This is a genomic window from Paenibacillus sp. J5, assembly GCF_054955055.1.
The window spans coordinates 19017-42950 of sequence record NZ_JBUEDD010000018.1 but is presented as its reverse complement, the minus strand read 5'-3'; the positions used below and the strand labels follow the sequence as shown (position 1 = coordinate 42950).

17 protein-coding genes and 1 pseudogene are annotated in these 23934 nt (G+C 54.7%); 8 read left to right on the top strand and 10 right to left on the bottom strand.

Annotated elements, in window-relative coordinates; translation table 11 throughout:
- Window positions 1-73 precede the first annotated feature (73 nt).
- Complete coding sequence (locus ACY1JZ_RS24885) at window positions 74-1459, top strand: amino acid permease (protein WP_462631441.1); 1386 nt, start codon at window positions 74-76, stop codon at window positions 1457-1459.
- A gap of 118 nt (window positions 1460-1577) precedes the next feature.
- Here the strand turns inward: ACY1JZ_RS24885 and ACY1JZ_RS24880 are convergent, their stop codons facing one another.
- The gene (locus ACY1JZ_RS24880; protein ID WP_462631440.1) at window positions 1578-2351 is read right to left on the bottom strand and encodes an AraC family transcriptional regulator; all 774 of its coding nucleotides are present in this window, start codon (window positions 2349-2351) and stop codon (window positions 1578-1580) included.
- A 107-nt stretch (window positions 2352-2458) separates the two neighbouring features.
- Here ACY1JZ_RS24880 and ACY1JZ_RS24875 point away from each other — a divergent pair, with 107 nt between their 5' ends.
- A complete protein-coding gene (locus ACY1JZ_RS24875) occupies window positions 2459-5260 on the top strand; it encodes a glycoside hydrolase family 3 protein (RefSeq protein ID WP_462631438.1) in 2802 nt (933 codons plus the stop codon).
- Window positions 5261-5367: 107 nt separating this feature from the next.
- Here the strand turns inward: ACY1JZ_RS24875 and ACY1JZ_RS24870 are convergent, their stop codons facing one another.
- Window positions 5368-6795: an AbfB domain-containing protein gene (locus tag ACY1JZ_RS24870; protein ID WP_462631436.1), complete on the bottom strand. Its 1428-nt coding sequence runs from the start codon at window positions 6793-6795 to the stop codon at window positions 5368-5370.
- Window positions 6796-7467: 672 nt separating this feature from the next.
- On the opposite strand from ACY1JZ_RS24870, the gene ACY1JZ_RS24865 reads away from it, so the two are divergent.
- Entirely contained in the window at window positions 7468-8313 is an 846-nt protein-coding gene (locus tag ACY1JZ_RS24865) for a hypothetical protein (RefSeq protein WP_462631435.1), read from the top strand.
- A 216-nt stretch (window positions 8314-8529) separates the two neighbouring features.
- Here ACY1JZ_RS24865 and ACY1JZ_RS24860 read toward each other — a convergent pair whose 3' ends face one another.
- The 6 genes from ACY1JZ_RS24860 to ACY1JZ_RS24835 all read right to left on the bottom strand — a co-directional run bounded on the left by ACY1JZ_RS24860 (window position 8530) and on the right by ACY1JZ_RS24835 (window position 14434).
- Window positions 8530-9033, bottom strand: a complete 504-nt coding sequence (locus ACY1JZ_RS24860; RefSeq protein ID WP_462631433.1) for a hypothetical protein — start codon at window positions 9031-9033, stop codon at window positions 8530-8532.
- A gap of 189 nt (window positions 9034-9222) precedes the next feature.
- The gene (locus tag ACY1JZ_RS24855; RefSeq protein WP_462631431.1) at window positions 9223-11106 is read right to left on the bottom strand and encodes an ATP-binding response regulator; all 1884 of its coding nucleotides are present in this window, start codon (window positions 11104-11106) and stop codon (window positions 9223-9225) included.
- Window positions 11018-11704 carry a 7TM diverse intracellular signaling domain-containing protein gene (locus ACY1JZ_RS24850; RefSeq protein ID WP_462631430.1) on the bottom strand — a complete coding sequence of 229 codons (687 nt, stop codon included), beginning with the start codon at window positions 11702-11704 and terminating at the stop codon, window positions 11018-11020. The genes ACY1JZ_RS24855 and ACY1JZ_RS24850 overlap by 89 nt, the downstream gene beginning before the upstream one ends.
- Entirely contained in the window at window positions 11689-12366 is a 678-nt protein-coding gene (locus ACY1JZ_RS24845) for a hypothetical protein (protein WP_462631429.1), read from the bottom strand. Before ACY1JZ_RS24845 ends, ACY1JZ_RS24850 begins: the two co-directional genes overlap by 16 nt.
- A gap of 60 nt (window positions 12367-12426) precedes the next feature.
- A complete protein-coding gene (locus tag ACY1JZ_RS24840) occupies window positions 12427-13152 on the bottom strand; it encodes a G1 family glutamic endopeptidase (RefSeq protein ID WP_462631427.1) in 726 nt (241 codons plus the stop codon).
- 364 nt (window positions 13153-13516) lie between these two features.
- The gene (locus tag ACY1JZ_RS24835) at window positions 13517-14434 is read right to left on the bottom strand and encodes an aldo/keto reductase (protein ID WP_270166811.1); all 918 of its coding nucleotides are present in this window, start codon (window positions 14432-14434) and stop codon (window positions 13517-13519) included.
- A 154-nt stretch (window positions 14435-14588) separates the two neighbouring features.
- On the opposite strand from ACY1JZ_RS24835, the gene ACY1JZ_RS24830 reads away from it, so the two are divergent.
- The 3 genes and pseudogenes from ACY1JZ_RS24830 to ACY1JZ_RS24820 all read left to right on the top strand — a co-directional run bounded on the left by ACY1JZ_RS24830 (window position 14589) and on the right by ACY1JZ_RS24820 (window position 19835).
- Window positions 14589-15743 (top strand): glycerate kinase, encoded by a 1155-nt coding sequence (locus ACY1JZ_RS24830; RefSeq protein WP_462631425.1) that lies wholly within the window; start codon window positions 14589-14591, stop codon window positions 15741-15743.
- A gap of 64 nt (window positions 15744-15807) precedes the next feature.
- A pseudogene (locus ACY1JZ_RS24825) lies at window positions 15808-16017 on the top strand (chromate transporter); the annotation flags it as partial.
- A gap of 179 nt (window positions 16018-16196) precedes the next feature.
- Complete coding sequence (locus ACY1JZ_RS24820) at window positions 16197-19835, top strand: S-layer homology domain-containing protein (protein WP_462631424.1); 3639 nt, start codon at window positions 16197-16199, stop codon at window positions 19833-19835.
- 358 nt (window positions 19836-20193) lie between these two features.
- Here the strand turns inward: ACY1JZ_RS24820 and ACY1JZ_RS24815 are convergent, their stop codons facing one another.
- Both ACY1JZ_RS24815 and ACY1JZ_RS24810 read right to left on the bottom strand, forming a co-directional pair.
- Window positions 20194-21495: a sensor histidine kinase gene (locus ACY1JZ_RS24815; protein WP_462631423.1), complete on the bottom strand. Its 1302-nt coding sequence runs from the start codon at window positions 21493-21495 to the stop codon at window positions 20194-20196.
- Window positions 21495-22172, bottom strand: coding sequence for a response regulator transcription factor (locus tag ACY1JZ_RS24810; protein ID WP_462631422.1), 678 nt, complete (start codon window positions 22170-22172; stop codon window positions 21495-21497). Before ACY1JZ_RS24810 ends, ACY1JZ_RS24815 begins: the two co-directional genes overlap by 1 nt.
- Before the next feature lie 294 nt (window positions 22173-22466).
- Between ACY1JZ_RS24810 and ACY1JZ_RS24805 the strand changes: the two genes are divergently transcribed.
- Both ACY1JZ_RS24805 and ACY1JZ_RS24800 read left to right on the top strand, forming a co-directional pair.
- On the top strand, window positions 22467-23207 hold the full coding sequence (locus ACY1JZ_RS24805) for a polyphosphate polymerase domain-containing protein (protein WP_270166798.1): 741 nt from the start codon (window positions 22467-22469) through the stop codon (window positions 23205-23207).
- Window positions 23200-23889, top strand: coding sequence for a DUF4956 domain-containing protein (locus ACY1JZ_RS24800; RefSeq protein ID WP_462631420.1), 690 nt, complete (start codon window positions 23200-23202; stop codon window positions 23887-23889). The genes ACY1JZ_RS24805 and ACY1JZ_RS24800 overlap by 8 nt, the downstream gene beginning before the upstream one ends.
- Window positions 23890-23934: the final 45 nt, after the last annotated feature.

The window sequence follows — 23934 nt, the reverse complement described above, 5'->3', positions numbered from 1 at the left end:
TGCAGGCCATGCCACAGCTCAGGCAGTTATCTATGAATGCAGCTTAAAGCAGCAGATGGAAAGAGGAGTTCGTATGGAGAACAAGGAGTTAAAAAGAGGGCTTGAGGCGCGGCATATTCAGATGATTGCGCTGGGCGGCACGATTGGCGTCGGATTATTCATGGGATCAGCCAGCACAATTAAGTGGACAGGCCCGTCCGTTATGCTCGCGTATGCGATTGTAGGCATATTTATTTTCTTTATTATGCGAGCCATGGGGGAGATGCTATACGTAGAGCCGAGCACGGGGTCATTTGCCACCTTCGGCTATAAATATATTCATCCTCTGGCGGGATACACCACAGCCTGGAGCAACTGGTTTCAATGGGTCATCGTCGGCATGGCGGAGATTATAGCTGTCGGGGCGTATATGAAATACTGGTTCCCGAACCTGCCAGGGTGGATACCCGGAATCATCGCGATGGTGATCCTGGGTGCGGCGAATCTGTTCTCGGTCAAGTCCTTCGGCGAGTTCGAGTTCTGGTTCGCCATGATCAAGATCGTGACGATCATTCTGATGATTGCTGCAGGACTTGGTCTGGTATTCTTCGGCATCGGCAACGGGGGAGAGGCGATCGGATTATCGAACCTATGGCAGCATGGCGGCTTCTTCGCTGGCGGGTGGTCGGGATTTTTCTTCGCCTTATCGCTGGTCATCGGAGCTTATCAGGGCGTGGAATTGATCGGTATTACAGCAGGCGAGGCCAAAAATCCGCAAAAAACATTACGGAGTGCGATTCAGAACATTATCTGGCGTATTCTGATCTTCTATATTGGCGCGATATTCGTCATCGTGACGGTCTACCCTTGGGACCAGTTGCAATCGATCGGCAGCCCGTTCGTGGCCACATTCGCCAAGGTCGGTATTACGACTGCGGCGGGGCTGATTAATTTTGTCGTCATTACAGCCGCCATGTCCGGCTGCAACAGCGGCATCTATAGCGCAGGCCGGATGCTGTATACACTAGGCGTCAATGGGCAAGCGCCGAAGGCCTTCACCAGACTATCGGGAAATGGTGTGCCGCTGCTGGGTACGATCGGGGTGCTCATCGGGCTGGGCATCGGTGTCATCCTGAGCTACATTGCGCCAGACAACCTGTTCGTCTACGTGTACAGCTCCAGCGTGCTGCCTGGCATGGTGCCATGGTTCGTCATTCTGATCAGTCAGATCCGGTTCCGCAGGATGAAGGGGGCGGAGCTTGAGCATCACCCGTTCAAGATGCCCCTCGCTCCGGTGACGAATTATGTGACAGTAGCTTTCTTGCTTATGGTGCTCGTCGGAATGTGGATTAATGACGAGACACGCATCCCGCTGATGATCGGGATCATCTTCCTGATCCTTGTCGTCATCAGCTACTATGCCCTGGGAGTGAGCAAAGCCTCGCCGCCAGGTGCGGCTGCCAGCAATAGACGGAAGTAACCCGACTCGCAATCTGCCATCATACCTATAGCATCCCTCTTCACTCTTGCCGTGGAGAGGGATGTTTGTGTTGCAGGGCTATGGGATAGAAGTCTCCATGAGGATTTGCTCACACCCTCTAGCGTATATCCATATGCTGCAGACGGAAGGACTGGGCGGTGACGCCGACAGACTGCTTGAACACTCTGCAAAAATGGCCGACATCGCGAAAGCCGGACTTCGTGGCAATCTCCTTGACCGATAGCGGTGTCGAGACGAGTAATATCTTCGCCTCCTTCAATCGCCGCGCCTGAATGTACTGGTACGGGCTCTGTCCAGTATGCTGCTTGAACACAGTATGAAGATGAGGCAGGCTGATGCCGGATAGCTCCGCCAGCAGCTCCAGGCGGATCGGCTCCATGAAATGCTGCTCAATCCAGTCCATCAGAAGCTGGATTTCCCGTATCCGCTTGTTCTGCTGCTGCAGGCTCCCTAGCGGAGACTGGCAGTTCCAATATAGTTGACCGTAGATGTAGCAGGCGAGCTTGTGAAGATCGGGGCTCTGGCTATAATACTCGGTCAAAATCTGATCGATAAATCCCTGATAAGAGGCCCGATCCAGCCATTGGCTGGCACGGGGGACAGGAGGCGCTCCATCATCCCGGAACGCCACGACAATGCAAGCATAAGGCTGCTCGACATCGGTCTTGTAGATCGTGGTGTCTCCGGATTGATGCCAGAGCACACTACCTTCTGTAACCTCCAGAACCTGCTGCTCCAGCTCGAAGAAGCCTCTCCCTTTGATGAACAATTCGACATCCTGCCGTCCTTCGGTTATCGTGCGCGGCATGTGACTGCGCGATGGCGGCGCCTGATAATGCCAGATATGCAGAAGCTCGGGAACAACAATCATACGATCACCCAATCAATCATAGTTTACGACAATTCTCAATTCAATTTGCCTAGTATATTATTAGGATAATCATATTTTTATACAAGTCAACGAGGAGATGGACACAGATGAGTGAACCTGTATACGGCGTACCATTGGAAGGATTCGCAGCATTTAGCAGAACAGTCGCTGCAGAGGGAGCGGTGCTGCTCCGCAATGAAGCAGCGGTGCTGCCGCTGCGCGAGCATGAGAAGGTGGCCGTATTTGGCAGAGTGCAGATCAACTACTACCGCAGCGGGACAGGCTCGGGCGGCAGTGTTAATGTAGAATATACCACCAACCTGCTGGACGGCCTGCGGAGCAAGCAGCAGATCGCAGTGGATGACGAGCTGGCGGCTATCTATGAGCAATGGATTGCCCAGAACCCGTTCGATAATGGCGGCGGCGGATGGGCAGCGGAGCCGTGGCATCAGAAGGAGATGCCGCTGAGCGATGAACTGGTAGCAGCCGCTCGCAGCCGCTCCAGCAAGGCCGTTGTCGTAATCGGTCGCACCGCAGGCGAGGATCAGGATAATGCGATTAAGCCAGGTAGCTACCTGCTGACGGAGGATGAACTGGACATGCTGCGGAAGGTCACGGCTCACTTCGAGCAGACAGTCGTTGTCCTCAATGTATCCAATATTATCGATATGAGCTGGGTCGACGATCCAGCGCACGTACACCGGATTTCGAGCATCATCTATGCCTGGCAGGGCGGGATGGAGGGCGGCAACGCGATTGCCGACGTATTGGTCGGCGAGGTGACACCAAGCGGCAAGCTGACCGACACGGTCGCCTACAAGATCGAGGATTACCCTTCTACCGCGAACTATGGACATGAGTTCAAAAATTTATATCAAGAAGATATCTATGTGGGCTACCGTTATTTTGAGACGTTCTGTCCGGAGAAGGTACAGTACCCGTTCGGCTATGGCTTGTCGTATACCGAGTTCAAGCTGGAGCCAGAGGAGCTGCAGCAGGCTCAGCGGGGCGAACACGGCGAGCCTCATCTAACGCTTGGCGTCCAGGTGACGAACACAGGTACCGAGTATGCGGGCAAAGAGGTGGTGCAGCTCTATTGTGAAGCGCCGCAGGGGGCGCTGGGGAAGCCGGCAAGAGCGCTCGTTGCCTTCGCGAAGACGGGACTGCTGTCGCCGGGGCAATCGCAGCGGCTTGAATTAAGCTTCCCTGTCGCTTCATTGGCCTCCTACGATGATGCGGGTGTTACTGGGCAGGCGTCGGCCTATGTGCTGGAAGCGGGTACGTATCGTTTCTACGCGGGCAACAGCGTGAGGCAGCTCGCTGCCCTGCGTGTGGACGGGCAGGATGGCTATACGATAGACACGCTGCAAGTCGTGGAGCAGTTGGAGGAGGCGCTGGCGCCAACCGAGCGGTTTACCCGCATGAAGCCGGGCGCTCGTCGCGCGGACGGCACGTATGAGCTGATCTATGAGAACACGCCACAGCGCACCGTATCGCTGGCGGAGCGCATCGAGCGCAATCTGCCCGCTGATCTGGAGCAGACCGGAGATCGCGGCTATCGGCTGCGGGACGTTCATGAGGGTCGCGTTAGCATGGAGCAATTCGTGGCGCAGCTCTCCGATGAGGAATTAACGACGCTGGTACGCGGCGAGGGGATGGTCAGCCCGCTCGTTACGCCGGGCACAGCCTCGGCCTTCGGCGGCGTCAGCGCAGGGCTGCAGCGCTATGGCATCCCGGTAGCGGCCACGGCGGACGGCCCATCCGGCATTCGGATGGATAGCGGACATAAGGCGACCCAAGTAGCGATCGGTACGCTGCTGGCAGCGACCTGGAATGTGGAGCTTGTCGAAGAGCTGTATGTCCTCGAAGGGCGCGAGCTGCTGAGCAACCAGATCGACACGCTGCTTGGGCCGGGTATGAATATCCGCCGTAGTCCGCTGAATGGACGCAACTTTGAATATTTCTCCGAGGACCCGCTGGTGACCGGCCTGATGGCGGTCGCCTGCACGCTCGGCATCCAACGCGGCGGCTCCAATGCGACGCTGAAGCATTTTGCCTGCAACAATCAGGAGAAATACCGTACTCAGGTGGACGCGGTCGTCTCCGAGCGGGCGCTGCGCGAGATTTATCTCAAGGGCTTCGAGCTGGCTGTGAAGCAAGGAAATGCAACATCGATCATGACGGCGTACAATCCGGTCAATGGACATTGGGCGGCATCCAACTATGATCTGAATACAACGGTGCTGCGCAAGGAATGGGGCTTCACCGGCATTGTGATGACGGACTGGTGGGCGAAGATGAATGATTCGGCTCACGGTGGCCCAGCCGATATTCGCTTCGTGAACTGGATGGTGCGTGCCCAGAATGACCTGTACATGGTGGTCAGCAACTATGGCGCGGAGATTAACGCCTCCGAGGACAATCAGATGGCGGCGCTAGCCGAGGGGACGCTAACTCGCGGTGAGCTGCAGCGTAGTGCTGCTAATATCTGCCGCTTCATCATGAACGCGCCGGTATTCGCCAGACAGGACGGGCCGGCAGCAGAGGTGATCCCGTCGTTCAAGGCGAACGCTGCTCTGCAATCGGCAGTACAGCAGGCGCATGATCTATCTGCCGATGTGCAGGTGAAGCCTACTGCTGATGAGGCAACGCTGATTCAGGTCGGAGAAACGGGCACCTACTGGATTACGGTACAGATGATGTCGCCGGATGATTATCTGGCGCAGAGTGCCTGCAACGTGACTCTAAATGGCGAGGCACTGACGACGGTGCAGACGAACGGCACGGATGGCAACCGGATTCGCCGCAGATTGGGCAAGGCTGAGCTGGAAGCAGGGCTGTACGAGATGCGTCTGGACTTCATCAAGCCAGGCCTGCAGATCGACTGGATTGCATTTGATCGTGCATAAGTGAAGGAAGCTTTAGCGTAAGACAGACAAGGCGCATGCCCCGAGAGTATATCGGGTCACGCGCCTTGTTGGTGTGAGATGGAGGATAGGCATTGCCGAATGAATGCTTACATGCCGTCGCTCTTCATTGCATTGACGATGCGTACATGGCGGATGTAATCGGCGTCTGTCTGCACCTCACTGTCAAAATTCAGCCCGTAAGGCCAGAAGTGGAAGCCGTCTCCGTTAATGAAGGCGCTGCTGTCCCCGTTGATGGCTCGCAGCTCGGTGTTGCCGAAGTCTCCGTTCCAGGAGCCGCCGGACATCCGCCAACTGTATTCGCCGCCCGTACCTGCGCCTAGCGTATGAGCAATCTCATGCATGGCAGTACGTTGGTTCATGAAGGAGCGGTTAGCGCCGAAGCTCAGTGTTCCATTGCTGCTGGCCTCGGCGGTAGGCACGCCCGTATTGTAATACACATTAATGTGCTTGGTGGCCGTGCTGAACTGGTTATAGTATCGCAGGGCGGCATCCATCGCACTCGTAATCCGTGTGTAGGCGTCGAGCTGGTCCGCCGTCGGATTGGAGGCCTTCCAGAGCGTATAGGTCATGCTGCCTTGAATTCGGGGTGCAATATACCATTGCTGGTTGGCGGTGCCGACATCGTTCCAGGCAATAATCTTGTTGCCATCAGCGGTGCTGTTCTGGTACACATCCAGCACTTTGCCGCTGCTTCGATTCACGAGCTTGAAGTAATCCCCGGTGCTTATGCGCTCCAGCCGCCAGTGCTGCGAGGTGCTGCCCGTATCGCTAGCAAGCACAGCATCGCCGTTCGCCGCAACATCGATCAGCTTGCCGCTGCTGTTATTCACCAGCTTGTAGTAGCCGCCTGCCACCGCCACCAGCCGCCAGAGCTGGACACTGCTCCCTTGCAGTCCACGTTGGACGAGCGCAGAGCCGGATGACTCCTCCAGCAGCTTGCCGCCAGTGCGGCTGACAATGGTATAGGTCAGAGCGGAGGAGGAGCTTCCGCTGGCAGTCGGCTTGAAGGTAGCGTCCTGCTTCTCCTGTGTGCTGGAGATCGGGTCAATCCGCATTTCATTGCCATAGTGGCGAATATAGCGGCTAGGGAAGTTATACGATTGCAGTGAGATCGCGCTGGCATCCGCCAGCCCGCTCACCCTCCTGAAGGTGGCATCTTCACGGAACAGAGAGCTGCCGTCATATTTCTTCAGCACGATCTTATAGGCATAATGCTTGAGATAGTAGCCGGGATAGTTGACGGATTCATACGAGACCTCATTCGGATCGGCGAGTCCTGGGCGTTCGATGAAGCGGCTGTCGTCCAGAACCGAGATATTGGCCTCCACCCGTGCTACATAATCATAATGGCGAATGTATTGCCCCGGCAGGTTATAGGCTTCGAACCGCGTGATGTCGCCAGGTGCCGCCTTAGCGACGGGGACGTCTCCGACTGCACTCGACATCGAGCTTAACAGCAGCAATGCTGCAAGCAGGGGCAGCCACTTCTTCAATCGAGGTAATGTAAATAACATGATATTCCTCCCTTGTTTGAATATACCTTAATTATAAAGCGCTTTCATTAGAGGATACATGTTTATTTTTGTGCAAATCGTTAATTATTTGGTTCGCTCGCCAGGGGAGCACAGCACGTAATTCCCCTGTTACCACACTCCAGTAGGAATCGGGTGAAGAGAGGGTCATCCGAACAAATCTCGCTGCGATTCATCTAGGGGCTGCACAAGTACATCGCAATATTATATTCTTAATATGGATGAAGATGGATGTAATACATGATGATTGATATATTGGGTGAATATTAACAAGGTCACACTTTAGCGGGGGTAATACGTATGGGAAAATGGACAATAGCAACAACACTCATTGCAGTCCTCTTTTTGGTATCTTGCACATCAAACACGCCTATGGAGAGAGCGGATCCAACGACTCCGCTAGGCTCTAAAGCCCCGGCTAGTCCTATGCAGGATATTCTGTTCAACTTAGATGGGCACGTACTATTCTATAATCATCGTGAGGATAAGGTATCTATCGTTGGAGAAGGAAGGGTTAGTCATGAACCTGCCGTACTTTCACCCGATAATACCAAGGCTGCTGTGTTGTACTCATCCCTATCACCCAATGTACCTGCTCCGTTGACTATACTGGATGTTACGACAGGTGCAGCCTTAAGCATAGATATGACAACGGTGGAGACACAACAATTTTGGGGCGTTGCAGATGTGCGCTGGCTCAGCAACCAGCGTCTTCTGATCGGCATCAATTACAATTTATATGTGCGCGGCTATTATATCTATGATGTGGAGCAAGAAGCATTTACTTCCACGGAGCCAGTGTTGACGAAGGCTGGAGATGGGGTCATCGAGAGCCTGGATGCTACGGGAAGCCGCTTCATGTATCAATATCCGAATGAGCGAAGCTTCGGCATACAGGAGAAGCCTGCAATCTATATAGATCATGAGATCGTCTATGAAGCGGACCAGGCCCAGTCCGTGATTGGCCGAATTACAGTCGACACCACGCATCACCTATTTGGCTTCACCGTGATGAACGAAGATGCGGCAAGTCTTCTGCTCGGTGCCTACAACGAACAGACAGGCGCGGTTACGGGGCGTAAACGATACCCGCTCAACCTTCAGCAACAGGATCGTCTGCTGGATGTAGCTGTGGATCTGAAGACGGGGCGGGGTTATGCGCTAGTTACCCATGAAGCCGATAGCACAAGAAGCTTGTACTCGCTCGATGCAGAGCGCACCCCTGTGCTGGAGAGCGAGGGAATTATTCCGGATTCCCTCTCTGTCAGATCGGTGCGCCTGGAGGATAGCAAGCTTATCATCATCAACAATGAGCACGAGCGGTTTCAATGGAATGCTGCTACGCATTCCTACGAGGCTATCGTTGTCGATCAGGAGGTAATCAACTATCTGCTGGAACGAATCCAGGAAGACCTCCCACAACTGGCGTCCACCTCATCCGGTCATTTGAAGAATGTACAATTGCTCAAGGAAATGTCTTCATCCTCCGAAGACATCTAATCGCTCTGAACCCCCGCTTCTTGCAAGGGTACAGAGGCGATGAAAGATGCCCTTCAGCGGGTAGCATGACAGCCCCTATGGCTTGTCTTTATTTCTCTTATCTCTTTCCAGAGCTTCCTTAATATAATCCTTGGGAGGAAGCTTGGAATTTATGCTCAAGGCGACGCCGAGTATGATCAACAGCAGCACGATGATGATTATATCCATCCTATCTACCTACTCCAACCCTGCCTGAGCCTTGTTCAGCAGCTTGCCGCCAGAGAAGGTGAGCACGGCATTGGCTCCGGTACTGCTTCCCTTGCCCATGTAAGAGTAGACCACCATGTCGTCCGACTCGCTGATCGCCATGCCTTCACCACCCAGGATGTCTGTCGCTTCCTTATACGTCATGCCCACCTGGAGCTGGTCGTACTGGTCAAAGGTAATTAGCACACCATCTCCTTTATTTGCAGAACCGTTATCGCCAGGGGCCGCTGAGCGGTTCGGATCGCCTTGGCCTTGACTCATTGCGGCGGTATTCGAACTGATCGCCTGAACCTGCTTCACCTGCTCCTCCAGCTTCTGGCTCTGCTCGCTGAGCTGTTGCTCTAGCACAGTAACACGCTCCTGCAGACGGTTATAGTCTGCTGCGTCCACACCCCCGGAGCTGCAAGCTGTAGTCATCATGGAACATACCAGCAGCACCACTGCACTGCCTGTTCGTATCCTTGTCCTTGTCATCGTTGCATTACCCTCCAATCCATGAGATACGTCGATCCCATACTATTACAACAGTGTAGCATAGCTGGAAGGAGTGATGCCTGAGCCGCTAGCTCTGGGCCTATCCGCATGGGAGGCAGGAGGTAGGGAGGGGCGGCCTCAGGCTCAGGTATCCCATCATCCCCATTGTCAGGGCGGCACGTGTATTCATCACCGTGGAACCATATCTCGACTGAGTCTCGTACTTCCATTTCCACTCCGAAGCGGTCTACCTGCTTGATCGGGGATGATGAAGGAGACGGTCGTCCCTTTGCCCGGTATGCTGTGAATTGTCAAGCCCTGTCCATAGAGATGAATGAGGCGGCGGTTTGTATTGACGATGCCTACTCCGCCCTGTCCTCCCAGTGAGGGAACCAGCAATTGGTCAATGGCTTGCTGATCCATTCCTTTGCCGTTGTCCCGAATCTCGACGAGGGACGAAGAACTGTCCAGCCGGTCAATTCGTATATGGAGGGTGCCGCCTTGGGGCCGCCCCAGCAGACCGTGCCGCAGAGCATTCTCGACGATTGGCTGAATCGAGAACGGAGGTATCCGCACCGCACTGCCGGGTTTCACCTCCCACACGACAGCCAGTCGGTTGGCGAAGCGTTCCTGTTCAATTTGCAAGTAAGCTTCGACAAGCTCCAGCTCATGGTCAAGCTCAACCAATTCCCCTGTATTTAGAAAATCAAAGCTGATACGCAAATAGGACGCAAAGGCATCGATCAAAGTCCTCATCCGATGGACGTCCAGCCTACTGAGCGCCATGATGGAATTCATCGTATTGAACAGAAAATGCGGTTTAATCTGCGCCTGCAGATAGGCAGCCTCCATGCGCTGATGCTCCTGCACCGATTGCTTCAGCTTGACCAGTGCCCACATCCGGTATTTAAGCTCCAGTGCATCTACATGCTTGGTCACATAATCATTGGCTCCCGCCAGAAACCCGGCATAAATATCCTCGCGCTGACTGCGGGCAGTCAGCAACAGAACGGGAAGCTCGGACAGTGAATAGCGCTCCCTGATCTTTCGGGTCAGCTCATAACCGGATATGCCTGGCATCATAACATCGACGACCAGCAGGTCCCACAGCTTAGTCCCCAGCAGCTCCAGAGCCTCCGCTGCTGAGCTTGCCGTAGTGAGCGTATAAGGCTCTGTAGACAAAATCCCGGTCAGTACACTCAGATTGATGGGGTCGTCATCCACCGCCAGAATATTCATTGACCGGTCACTGAGCAAAGGCGGAGCCAACTCGCTTACCTCTGTATTCGCGAAGAGGACAGCTTCCTGAAGCAGAGGCTCCACCTGTAGCTGCTCTTGTATCGGCTTCTGTACCTGCTCTTGAGTGTGTACCGACGGTTCCGCTGCTTGCGGAGCATACGGCTTCCCATCTGCGCCGCTCTTCGCGATAGGCAACCCGAAGCTGAATACCGAGCCTTGGCCTGGTGTGGATTGAACGGACAGCGAGGAGCCATGCTGCTCGACCAATTGCGAGCAGATGCTCAGTCCCAGCCCTAGCCCGCGTCCATCGTTCATGCCGTGCATTCCTTGCTCATAAGGCTGGAACACGCAAGCCTGAGTCTGCTCGTCCATGCCTAGTCCGGTATCCGAGACATGGATGATGACCTGATCGCTGCGTGTTTCGCTGGTGACAGCGATAATCCCCTCGGGGGTGTATTTGAGTGCATTGTGCAGCAGGTTGTACAAAATTTGGATCACCCGCTTCTCGTCCGCCATGACGAGCGGGGTCGAGTCGCTGATCTCCATCTTGAACTCTATCCGCTTGCCCTCCATCATATATGCAAGCATCCCCATGACACCGGGAACAATCGATTGGATGCGCAGCGGCTCTCGCTGGAGTACGATACGCTGCTCACGCAAGCGGGCGATATCCAGCAGATCGCCGAGCAGATGCGACATATGGCGGCTGATGCGAATAAGCATCCCCATATCCTTTAGGCTGCTCTCATGCAGGCGGCCTTGCTCCTTGACGGCAACAGCCTGGGCAATATTTATAATGCCATGAAGCGGTGTCCGCAGCTCGCAACTGCTCATTCAGCTTGTTATTTTCACTGGCTTTGCGAAAATATTGCTTAAACCAGTACGCCAGAAAGCCGATAAGCGCTGCTGTAATATCCAGTGGATAATACACGATTGTAATATCGTTGGAGGAATTGCGCAGACTCCATAGCAGATTGGATATAATGCCGGCTGCCGACAGAAGAATGAAGACAATATCCTGCTTGTCCTGCCGCTTGAAGAGCAGCACTCCCACGGTATAGATGAACCAGGCAAAGGGAAACAGATAGAAGAAATCCGACATGCCCAGCTCGACGGTTTGATAAATGAGCGATACAGGCGCCACAATCAAAAAGATGGAATACCCGCAATGGAGTCCAATATAGCCTCGCAATAGTTTGTTTGGGGCACCCGTCGCTGTGAATTTCCTGAAGATGAGCAAAATAAATAGCGTCTGCCACATGAGCAGCAAAATTTTCAGCTTGAGCGCCCAAGCATGGTTAAGTGGCAACCACAGCAGCAGCATATTATCATGGCGCACAAGCACGGCGAATCCCGCCGTAATAATGAACAGCCCACCAAGCAGTAGCGTCCGCTCCTGTGGGTTGAAGGCGAACGCTACGAAGGCGTACATCCCGTGAAGTACCAAAATGATAAAGATCGCCAGTTGAAAAGTAATGGAATACCAGCGAACGGATTCGATCTCCTCTTGTACCGAATCGGTCGCAGGATGCCGCCCTGATTCGGATCGTCGAAATTTGCTACATGCACTAATAGCTCCAGCTCCGTCACATCTTTGACATAGTAGGAGGCGGTATACGATATATTTCTTGCTTTGTAGTCCTCAGAGATCGAAGCAGGTATCCCTGCATAGGCCACGTCCATGCCGTTAATCTCTACGGACGAGGCGGACTGGATGCTTCTCATCCAGAAGGACACCGGCTGCTGGAGCGGATCGACCAGAATTCGCATCCGGTAGGTGCCGTAGCCGAATGCAGCCTCTGTCTTGGAGCTTGATAACGCGCCTGTCCAACTTCCCGGTACCTGCACATAGCTTGGTTTGCTCGTCATAGGGGAGCCGGGCTGCCCCATGACGAAGTGCTCTGGATAGAACTCCCACTCCCCATTTAACTTCATCGGCTTCATTTGCTTCAAATCCATATCGCGCAGGTCGAGCACCCCGCTTGTAATCTTGTATTCCTTGAAGCTGCCGAATTGGTGAAGCCATATCAGCCGGCAGCCGAAGAGCAGGGCGATGAACAGGAGAATAACAGCACTATTTTTCATTGCTTTCATATGTTTGAATGGCATCATAACAGAAAAATTCGGTGTGGGTACCGGATTCCCCTTTTTACGTCAGCATGTTCCCTGCTTCGGAGGGCGCGGGATGCGAGAGCCGTATGCGATGGTAAAGTTGTCCTTGCCCTTGCCCGGTAAGGATGGCGTGGATACTGTGCGTCCGTTCTGCACCATGATACCGCGATCTGTCCGTCTCAGTCCGGGTGGTCTCCCGTTGACGCGGCATCGTCGGAAAGTAATTGTTCCATAATTCGCCAGGATTGCTATGCTGCCTCCGTTGGTTGGCGCCTCCATAATCCACTCTGCCGATTGGCCTGGACCCGTGTATCTTTGAATCGTTTTAAATACCCAGCCCTTTGTTTTGTTGGCCAGTACAATCATCCATTTTCGCTTGGAGAGTCGGGTAATTTTTGCATACATGTTGTCCAGAGGGGACACGGGGTAAGGAATTCTCGTCTCCGTATTAGGGAGAATCTCCCACCAGGGGTAATAGACTGTTTTTCCATTCTCAACCTCTTGCTCGGTGCCAGTCTGAATCAGAGCGGAGTTCGTATAGCCGTCGATGCCAATCCAGGAGGAAGCGTAGCGATTGGTCTTGCCCGGCTTAATACGAGGAACTGTCCAACAGCCTGAGATGCTATAGAATGAGCCGCGCTTCCTTCGCTGGATCGCATAGCCAGACCAGTTGTTCGATGTCCAGCCCGGCTGAATGGTTCGGTTCAACCATGCGCTGGAGGGGGCCGATCGCCGAATGGCGCCGGCGTGCCTGCGATGCTGTGCCATGTCGTTCACCACCTAATCCTAAGTTAAGTTAATCTATGCCTTCGCCAGGTGAGCTGATCTGGGCAGGTGCCACGGCTTCGATTCATTTTAGGGGGGAGAAGGCTTCGGTACACACTTAACTGGACGCTGGTGCATGGAGGTGTGAAGCGAATCAGCTCAGCACTTGCGAAGAGAAATAGAGGAGCGAAGAGAGGGGGGGGAGTTGCTGTTATGCAGGAAGGGCGCATCGCAGGATGGATCGATGTGTAAATGCAAGCACGCAAAAAAGCTGGACGGGATGAAAGCCTCGCTTCTCCGTCCAGCCTTGAAATAGCAGGTTAATACGATCCTCTAGGAGACATCTGGCAGCCCGATCAAGAGCTGTTTACGGCAGTACATTGCCCGCGGCGCGGAAGATGTCATACCATTCCTCGCGGGTAAGGCGAATGTCGCTGGCGCGGAAGCAATCCTGCAGACGCTCCAGATTCATCGTGCCGGTGACCGGCTGCATGTTGGCCGGGTGGCGAAGCAGCCAGGCCATAGCAATGGTGGTGTTGCTCACTTCGTAGGTAGCGGCAATCTCGTTAATGACGCGATTCAGCTCCGGGAACTGATCATTATCAAGGAAGACACCCTTGAAGAAGCCATACTGGAAGGGCGACCATGGCTGCACAGTAATATCATGCAGTCGACAGTAGTCGAGCACATAGCCGTCGCGGTTGACCGCAGCTTCATTCTCCATGTTGACATTGAAGCCGCTGGAGATCATCGTAGCGTTCGTGATGCTGAGCTGCAACTGATTGGCGACAATCGGTTGCTTCACATATTTCTTTAATAGCTGCATCTGCAGCGGGTTCTGGTTGGACACGCCGAAGTGGCGGACTTTGCCGGATTGCTCCAGTTGGTCGAATGCCTCTGCGACTTCCTCCGGCTCGAACAGAGCATCCGGGCGATGCAGCAGGAGAATGTCCAGGTAGTCTGTTCTCAGTCGCTGGAGTATTCCGTCTACAGAGGATAGTATATGTTCTTTGGAGAAGTCGAATCTGCCTTGACGGATGCCACATTTGGACTGGAGAATCATGCTCTCGCGCACGGAGGCGTTCATGCCGATAGCCTCGGCGAACTGCACCTCGCAGTTCCCTCCTCCATAGATGTCTGCATGGTCGAAGAAGTTCGCTCCCGCTTCCAGCGAGGTGCGAATCAGACGCTCAGCCTCGGGCTTGTCCAGTTGGGTCAGCCGCATGCAGCCAACGGCAACGACAGGCACCTGCAGGGAGCTTGTTCCTAACGGTATTGTTCTCATCGAAGACGTCCTCCTTGTCATTCATCGTAATCCAGATGATCTGTACTGATTGTATCGTTTTTTGCGTCGGAGCGTAAGAAGTGTAAATATAATTAGTTAGTATAGTTTAGTTTACTAACTAACCTTGATTCAATAGGAGAGCGGAGGGAAGAGCATGAGAATCGTCATTGCGCCGGATTCCTTCAAGGGCAGCTTGTCTGCCCGTGAAGCGGGACGCGCTATCGAGCGTGGCGTACAACGGGGTCTGCCGGGGTGTGAGGTAATCGTCCTGCCGATGGCCGACGGCGGGGAAGGCACGATGGAGGCGCTGGTAGAGGCGACACAGGGGAGTTACATCGAGTCGGTGGTGATGGACCCGCTAGGCCGTGAGATTCAGGCGTCCTTCGGCATATTGGGGGACAGGAAGACGGCTGTCATCGAGCTGGCGGAGTCGTCGGGTCTATATCGCATCACGGAGAAGGAGCGCAATCCGCTGCGCACGACAACCTACGGCTTCGGTCAACTGATTCTGGCGGCACTGGACCGCGGCTGCAGGCAGTTCATTCTCGGTCTGGGCGGCAGTGCGACCAATGATGGCGGAGCCGGAATGCTGCAGGCGCTAGGTGTCGAGCTGCTGGATGGCACCGGGCAGCCAATCGGCAGCGGAGGCGGGGAATTAAGCCGACTGGCCGATATTCGCGTAGCGGGGCTGGATAGGCGCATTAGGGAGAGCCGCTTCCTGGTTGCTTGCGATGTGGATCACCCGCTGGTTGGCCGAGCCGGAGCCTCGGCTGTGTTCGGCCCGCAGAAGGGCGCGACGCCTGCAATGGTGGAGCAGTTGGATGGCAACCTGCGTCACTATGCGGATCTGATCGAACGCACACAGGGCATCGCGATCCATCAGGTGGCAGGCGCGGGTGCTGCCGGTGGCTTATGCGGCGGCATCCTGGCATTCCTGCCTGCACAGGTGGAGGCGGGGGTGGAGCTGGTAAGTCGCCACCTCGGGCTTGAGGAGGCGATCCGTGGCGCCGATCTGGTAATCACTGGCGAAGGGAGGGTCGACGCTCAGACCAGGCACGGCAAGGTGCCATGCGGTGTAGCCAGGCTTGCCCGCAGGCATGGCGTTCCGGCCATCGCGCTGGCGGGCACTGTAGGCGATGGAGCAGAGACGCTCTATGCGGAAGGGATAGATGCCATCTTCAGCATCGTGAACCGCCCGATGACGCTGCAGGAGGCTATGGCCTGCGCCATCCCGCTGCTGGAGCAGGCGGCTGAGCAGGCGATCCGTCTGTTCGAGACGGGGAGGCATGCGGGCGGCCGGTATGGATGAGCCCTCATCGTTAATCTGCGGATAACATAGCTGATGTACGCTCCTTGGGAAGGGGCTTCGTGCCAGTCCATGGGCCAGAGGCGCCATGGCGGGCATGAATGCAGCGGTCGTCGGTCTGCTGCTGGCGGCCTTGTATGATCCGCTGTGGACAACCACGATAGGGAGCGCGCGCGACGCGGGGGCGGCACTCGGGCTATTCGGCCTGCTGTCTATATGGAAGCTCCCGCCGTGGGTTGTGGTGCTCGTCGGTGCCCTTGTCGGAGAGCTAATCTGATACAGCGAATGGAGATGGTATGACCTTCCTTTTTGTTGAGAAATTGTTAAGTGAAGGGGTGTATAGTGAAGAAAGTAGCTGTAGAAGTGTGTCGAAAATATTCGAAGCATGTCGTCCAGCAGACCAATTCTACTCTAAAAAAATTAAACGCTTACAAACTGAATGGAGGGGTGAAAAGGATGATTAATACGTTCAAAGTTCCAGCCGCGGTGCTCAGCTTCCTGCTGATGCTCAGCGTCGTGCTTCCGGCTCTGCCTGCAAGGGCAGGTGCGGAGCCATTAGAAACCGTCGTGACGGCTAATAATTCCGCGGAGCTGGCTGCCTATCTGAGCATGAACACAGTCGAAACCATCAATCTGGTGTCTGGCGTCGTCTATGACTATGAGGGAGGCACCATCTCACGCGCACTGACGATCAACGGTAATGGCGCCATCATTCAAGCTGGCGCAGGGGTTGCGGATACTATTGTTCGCAGTGATGACATTACAGTCTCCTCATCTGCGCTGGGCAACTACGCCAGCCAGCAGGTTTTTCTGCGGGTGCAGGGCCAGAACAGTCTGCTGACGCTGAATGATGTTACCTTGAAGCAAGGGGCGTATCCATTATTCACAGTCATCAATGTCAAGTACGGCGGCGCGCTTGTGGCGGATCATCTAACCTTGGAGGGCTTCCATAATAATCCTACGCCAGGCGGCAATATCAACTTCGGGATTCATGCGGAGCCGGGTGCTGTGTCCACTGTAATCCGAAGCAGCATCTTCGGCAAGAGCAATGCCTTCCGCAATGCGATCGCGATCCGCAGCGGCCAGTTGGAGATTGCTGACAATACGTTCGAAGGAACGGAATATCCACAGCGGCTGCGCCAGTCCGACGGATATGAATATGCGATCTATCTCTATGGCGGCAACGGCTCGGTAACGGGCAACAGTATCCGAGGGTTCGATAGCACAACACAGGCGGGCTATGCGAGCGCAGGCATTGCGGTGATCGGATTCTACAGCACCAATGTAACCCTGCAGCATAATGTGCTGGAGAACAACTCCAACGGCATTGACGTTACACTCTCCTGGTCGCCATATTCCTCCAATCAGACGATGGTTGTTAATGGCCTGGCGCTGACCGATAGCGATTCGGCGTATGCCCTGGGCGAGGCGGTCAAGGCAGCGAACACGCAAAATACGGTCGCTGTGTCGCTGAATCAGAATGATGAAGTGTTATTAGCTAATAGTGCGAACAATAACCAGTTGTACTTCGGGGTGCTTGGCGGCTACCGTTGGCCGTATCTGAGCGTCTCGGACATTACGTATAATTCAGCCGTTCTTCATTTTCCTGGCGGATCAGGAAACACGGATATTTTGACGGCTGCCACAGCGATTGAACTGCAACAACAGAAGGATGGCGAGACGGTCTGGTCAACGCTGCCGACCTCTTGGTCGGGCATTCCGACGGCAGTGCCGCTTCAGCTTGATCCTGGGCATACGTATCGCTTCCGCTCTAAGCTGACGCATGGGAGCTATGTCGAGCCCAGTGATCCGACTCCGCGCACACTTGTCACGTATAGTGGCCCGCTGACTGTTACGCCGCTTACGTATACGATCGAGCCGATCGGCAATAAGACTGCGACTCCGCTCACGGTCGGTTACACAGCCGGCTCCTCGCAGGCGGTTCAGGCTGCACTGGTCAACACGGGCACCGGAGAGCTGCAGCAGTTGCAGGCAAGCCTGAGCGGGCCGTCTGCCACCCATTTCATCCTGACTTCGCCTTCATCGTCTGTGGGCGCGGGGCAGTCGGCTAGCCTCGCTGTCAAGGCGAAGGATGGGCTGGCAGCAGGCGCCTACACCGTAACCGTAACGATAAGTGCCGAGCATTTGGAGCCGGTAACGTTCACAGTGACCCAGGAGGTTCTGTTGCCTGTACCTCCGACTACACCGCAGAATGTGACCGCGCAGTTCGGAGACGGCAAGGCTACTGTCAATTGGTCAGCGGCTGATAGAGCCGATTCCTACAAGGTATACGTATCGACGACACCGGGACAGTTCCCGGCTGAGCCGCAGACCGTGGTGACCACCACGCAAGCCCAGTTAGCCGGACTGGCAAATGGCACAGCCTACTATATCAAGGTGGTAGCTGTTAATCTTGGGGGATCGAGCAGTGATTCGACGACGGTCAGCGTGACACCGAAGACGGTTCCTTCCGCTCCAACTGGGGTGAAGGCTGTTGCAGGCAATGCGTCTGCCACGGTCAGCTTCACTGTCCCGCAGAGCAATGGCGGTGCAGACATTAGCGGGTATGAGGTAACGGTATCCCCTGGCGGTCAAGTGGTGAGCGGGACGGCCAGTCCGATTAAGGTAAGCAATCTGGCGAATGGGACCGAATACACCTTCACTGTCCGGGCGATCAATGCAGCGGGCACCGGGGCCGCCTCGGAGCCGAGCTTCGCAGTGAAGCCTGCGGCACCTTATTATCCGTCCGCTCCGGTGACCTCCGGGCCCGTCCAGCCGGATACAACGACACCTGCAACGCCAACCTCCCCAGGCTCTGGCAGCTCTGGCTCGGGGACAACAAGCAGCGTCGAGGTGCTGGTGAACGGCAAGGTGCAGAATGCAGGCACGGCAACGACGAGTGAATCGAGCGGCCATAAGGTGACGACGATTGCGGTTGATGAAGAGAAGCTGCAGCAGCGGCTGGATGCGGAAGGAAAGGGAGCGGTGCTCACTATTCCATGGATCAACTCCGATAGCGCTATTGTTGTCGGCGTGGTCAATGGCAAGCTGCTGCACAATATGGAACGCCAGCAGGCAACGTTGGAGCTGCGAACCAGCGAAGGCTCGTATCTCCTCCCGTCGGAGCAGCTCCAACTGACCGAGATCGCTGGACAATTTGGAACGAATGTGGGAGTAGAGCAGCTTCAGGTGAGGCTGGAGATTGCCAAGCTGACTACAACTGCCGAGAAGCAGGCACATAAGGTACTGGCGGACAACGAATTGGCTTTAGTCGCCGAGCCTGTAGAGTTCAAGGTGCTAGTCGGGGATGGCAGCCGTGACATTGAACTGACAGACTACTCCCGGTATGTGGAGCGCCGAATTGCGCTACCGGATGGAACAGACCCGAGCCGTATTACAACAGGGATAGTTATCGAACAGGATGGTACGGTACGCCATGTGCCTACTGAGGTTAGGCAGGACGCTGGCACCTACTATGCCAAGATCAACAGCTTGACCAATAGTACGTATGCCGTGATCTGGAATCCACTTGAGTTCACCGATGCCGCCGGGCACTGGGCGCAGGAGGCGATGAATGATATGGGCTCTCGTCTGGTCGTCAATGGTACGGGCGACGGTCAGTTCAGCCCGGATCGCAGCATGACCCGCGCCGAATTCGCTGCGATTCTGGTGCGTGGTCTCGGGCTGCGACTGGAGCCTGCCCAAGGCAACTTCACCGATGTCAGCAGCACAGCCTGGTATGCCCGTGCGGTCCAGACCGCATACAAGCATGAGCTGGTGACCGGGTTTGAGGACGGAACCTTCCGTCCGAATGCTACGATTACCCGCGAGCAGGCTGCGGTTATGATCTCGCGCGCGATGGAGATTACTGGTCTGGCTGGGCTGCAGGATGGCCAGCAGGCTGCTCAAGTGCTGCAGAGCTACGGCGATGCCGCGGAGGTATCCACCTGGGCTGCAGAGCGGCTGGCAGATAATATTGAGGCGGGTCTAATGCAAGGCAAGAGCAGCACACTGCTTGCCCCGCAAGCCACCATCACCCGAGCAGAGGTGGCGACCATGATTCAACGTCTGTTGAAGCAATCCAAGCTCATATAGATTTGATTACAGCACGCCCTGAGACCACATGGACTCAGGGCGTGTGTTGTTATCAAGAGCTGTGGGGCTTCGTCTCTGCAGCACCCATCGCTGCATACACCCCGAGCCAGAAAGCTATCCTTGATGATGTCCGTCAGCATCGAGCGGAGTTTGTCGATCCGGGTGGCGCCATACTATTTAGTATGGCAGCTCGCCATATTCATCAGCAAAGTGCACAAGCTTGTGTTCACTACCCACATCTGATTGAATGGCACGAATTGGCGAGAATGTCCCTTAAAATTGAAGTTTCATTATCCCGTTCATCGAAAAAGGCCATGCAGTAGCTGCTTGCGCGGCACTAGCTGCATGGCGTGCTGAGTTACGTCAAATGCATATAAAACGTCGTCGACTCTCCGACCGTACTGGCGGCATACAGCTTGCCCTTGTGCTGATCGACAATCGACTTGGCAATCGCCAGGCCGAGGCCGTGACCGCCCTGCTTGCGCGCCCGGGATGAATCAGCCCGATAGAAGCGGTCGAAGATGCGCGTCAGATGCTCGGGGGCGATGCCTTCTCCAGTGTTGCGTATGGCCAGCACCGTCTCATGGTGCTGCTTCTTAAGCATCACCTCTACCGTCCCCTTGGGAGCGGTATATTTCACGGCATTGTCCAGCAAGATCATGATGACCTGCTTGATCTGCTCGCTGCTGCCGTTCACCATCAGGCTTGCTTCGATGTTATAGTCCAGCCGAATCTGCTTCTCGAAGATGACCGCCTCCATCGTCAGGATGCTGTTCTCCACCGCTTCGCTCAGATTGAACTTTGCATGTACCATGCGGGTGCGGGAATCGTCCATCTCGGTGAGGTAGAGCAGATCGTTCGTGAGCTTGGTCATGCGCGAGGTTTCCGACTTGATATAATGCAGCCATTTGGCTTGCTGGGCGATCGTATCCTCCTTGTTGCCAAGCAGTACATCCGCATTCGTATGAATGATCGTAAGCGGCGTCTTCAGCTCATGCGAGGCATCGGCAATGAACTGCTTCTGCTTCTCGAAGGCTTCTTGCACGGGACGGATCGAACGGTTGGCAAAGTAGCGGCTGGTGAAGAACAAGAGGACGAGCATCACCAGGCCGACAACAGCGAATGTATAGATAAGTGTTGATAGAATGCTCTGCTGTGCGGTTGTATCCAGAAATATAACTCGCGTTCCTTCGCTGTCTCGCTGGACTGCAAAGCTCCAATGGCTGCCGTTCAGGGAGAAGCTTCCGAGTGCCTTGCCCGAGTCGGCTGCTTTCTCCAGCGCTTGTACATACAGCTCGCGATCCATATCCAACTGCGAATCAGTCTGCAGCAGCTCCCATTGTTCGTTTGTGCTAATCATGAAGGAAATCATGCGCTCAGGCGGCGGCCCTCCCGCTCTATCCATCCCCTCTAATCCCATGCTGTGCCCTGCCTCTGTGGACACTCCGCCCTGTGGGGTGGATGGAAAGCCCATCTGCGGTCGATCGGGCTTGTTATGTGATTTGAGATAGAAATCCCCGGTGCGCTGCAGATCCATCCTCACATCGCTATCCACATTGCGGTACGTGATGGTATAGATGGAGGCGAAGGCAGCCAGCATCAGGATCGAGATCGTCACCAGATTGAGCAGTAAAAAACGGTTTCTCAGCTTCGTGAACATCAGCTCGTCACCTCCAGCACATAGCCGACGCCCCGGATGGTAGCGATACGCACTGACGACCCCAGGAAGGTCAGTTTTTTGCGCAAAAATGAGATATAGACCTCGACATTGTTATACTCGACCTCAGAATCAAAGCCCCACAGCTTCTCAATGATCTGCTCCTTGGAGGTGACGCCCTGCTTGCGCATAATAAGCAGCTCGAGCAGTTCATTCTCCTTCAGGTTCAGCTTCATTTCTTTTCCTTGGCAGGACAACCGCAGATTGGCGGTGTTCAACTCAATATCGCCGAACCTCAGTCCGTCCTCCGGCACCACCTCGCCCTTGCGCCGCAGCGCCGCCCGAATGCGTGCCAGCAGCTCCTCAGTGGAGAAGGGCTTGGCAATGTAGTCATCCGCTCCGTAATCAAGTCCGGCGACCATGTCGGAGGTGTCCCCCTTCGCGGTCAGGAAGATAGCGGGTGTGGCGACGCCTTGCTGGCGCAGTGTTCGCAGCAGTCCGATCCCGTCCAGCCCTGGCATCATAATATCCAATAGCAGCAGATCATAGATGCCGCTCTGTGCGTAATCGAGCCCTGTGACGCCGTCATGTACGGCATCGACCGAGTAATTTTGCTTCTTCAATATTTGCGTCAAGGCCTCCGCCAAGTATTCTTCGTCTTCCACAATTAAGATTCTCATTACGAATCACCCTTTACACTGATGATAGGCTATGCTCACCGCACAGATCGTGCCGTGCGACAGATTTCATTTTTTTGCGCGTGTCTCCTGCGGCCTTCATTATAGCAGGAATACCTTGAATTAACCTTAATTCAATCGTAGGAGGAGAGGGCGTCTTGTCTTAGTCGGACTTGCGAACGAAGAGCTGTAGTAATGTTAACGGAATGTAAAATGATTTAAGATTCATTCAAGGTTGGGGGGCTAAGATACAGACATCACCACAAGGAACACCCGATCAGAAAGGATGGATCGACGATGGCAATCGAAGTATTTAACCGCTACGAGAACAAATACCTGCTGGATGATGCGGCCTATCGCAGCTTCTATGCGGATCTGCTGGAATATATGGAGTTGGATGACTACAACAAGCAGCATGACTTTTACTCCATTACCAACCTCTATTTCGATACCCGGCATGATTCGCTGATCCGTCACAGCCTCGCCAAGCCCAAGTATAAGGAAAAGCTGCGGCTCCGAGGCTACGGAACACCGCAGGCGGGTGGCAAGGTCTACCTGGAAATTAAGAAAAAAGTGTTTGGCCTTGTGAACAAGCGCCGTACCGCACTGAAGCTGGAGGAGGCCTACGAATTTGTCCGCACGGGCATCCCGCCCGAGTACAAGGAGTACATGAACAGACAAGTGCTGCAAGAGATTACATACTTCCTGCGACAATATGATTTGCAGCCGAAGGTGTATCTCGCGTATGAACGCAAGGCACTGTTCAGCAAGGCGAACCGCGATCTGCGCATCACGTTCGACACTAACATCGTCTGTCGGCGGCATGATCTGAAGCTGGAGAGCGGGAGCTATGGCGAGCCGCTGCTGAAGCCGGGTCAATGGCTGATGGAGGTTAAGGCGGAGAATACGATCCCGCTCTGGCTCTCCCAGTTGCTCTCGGAGCACGGTCTGTATCGCACCAGCTTCTCGAAGTACGGCAATGAATACAAGAAAATGCTGAGAACCAAACAAGAAAGGGAGCGTGTTATCTATGCTTGATTCCATCTTTTCCGCAGCCTTGACAACGACTGAGCTCAGCTTCAGCAACGCTGTCACCGCACTGCTTGTCGCTGTTGTACTCGGGGGTCTGATCAGCTTCACCTATATGAAGACCAACCCCGGAGGCTATACACAGAGCTTCACCTTGACGATGATTATGCTGCCTGTTGTAGTTGCTATTATCATCCTGCTGATTGGCAGCAATATTGCCAGAGCGTTCAGCTTGGCGGGTGCCTTCTCCATTATCCGCTTCCGCAGCGCGCCTGGCGACCCTAAGGATATTACCTTTGTATTGTTCACGATGGCTGCAGGGCTGGCCTGCGGTGTTGGAGCATTTGGCTACGCGGTACTGTTCACGCTCATCCTGTGCGTGCTGATGGTTGTCCTTCATCGTGTCCGCTTCGGCTCCAGACGGGCGGAGCAGAAGACGTTGAAGGTGACCATTCCAGAAAATCTTGGCTATGAGGAAGCCTTCGCTGAAGTGTTCGAGCAATTCCAGGTCAAATACGAGCTGGAGAAGATCAAGACCACCGAGCTCGGCAGTCTATACGAGCTTGTCTATAAAGTTACGTTGAACGATGATGTCAATCAAAAATCATTTCTGGATGCGATTCGTTGCCGGAACGGCAATCTGGATCTCTCGTTAACGATGACGCCTGCTGTACGATATGACAATTATTAAGCAGAGGTCAGAGCCCGGTTGATAGGTTCGATTGTAACAAAAGAT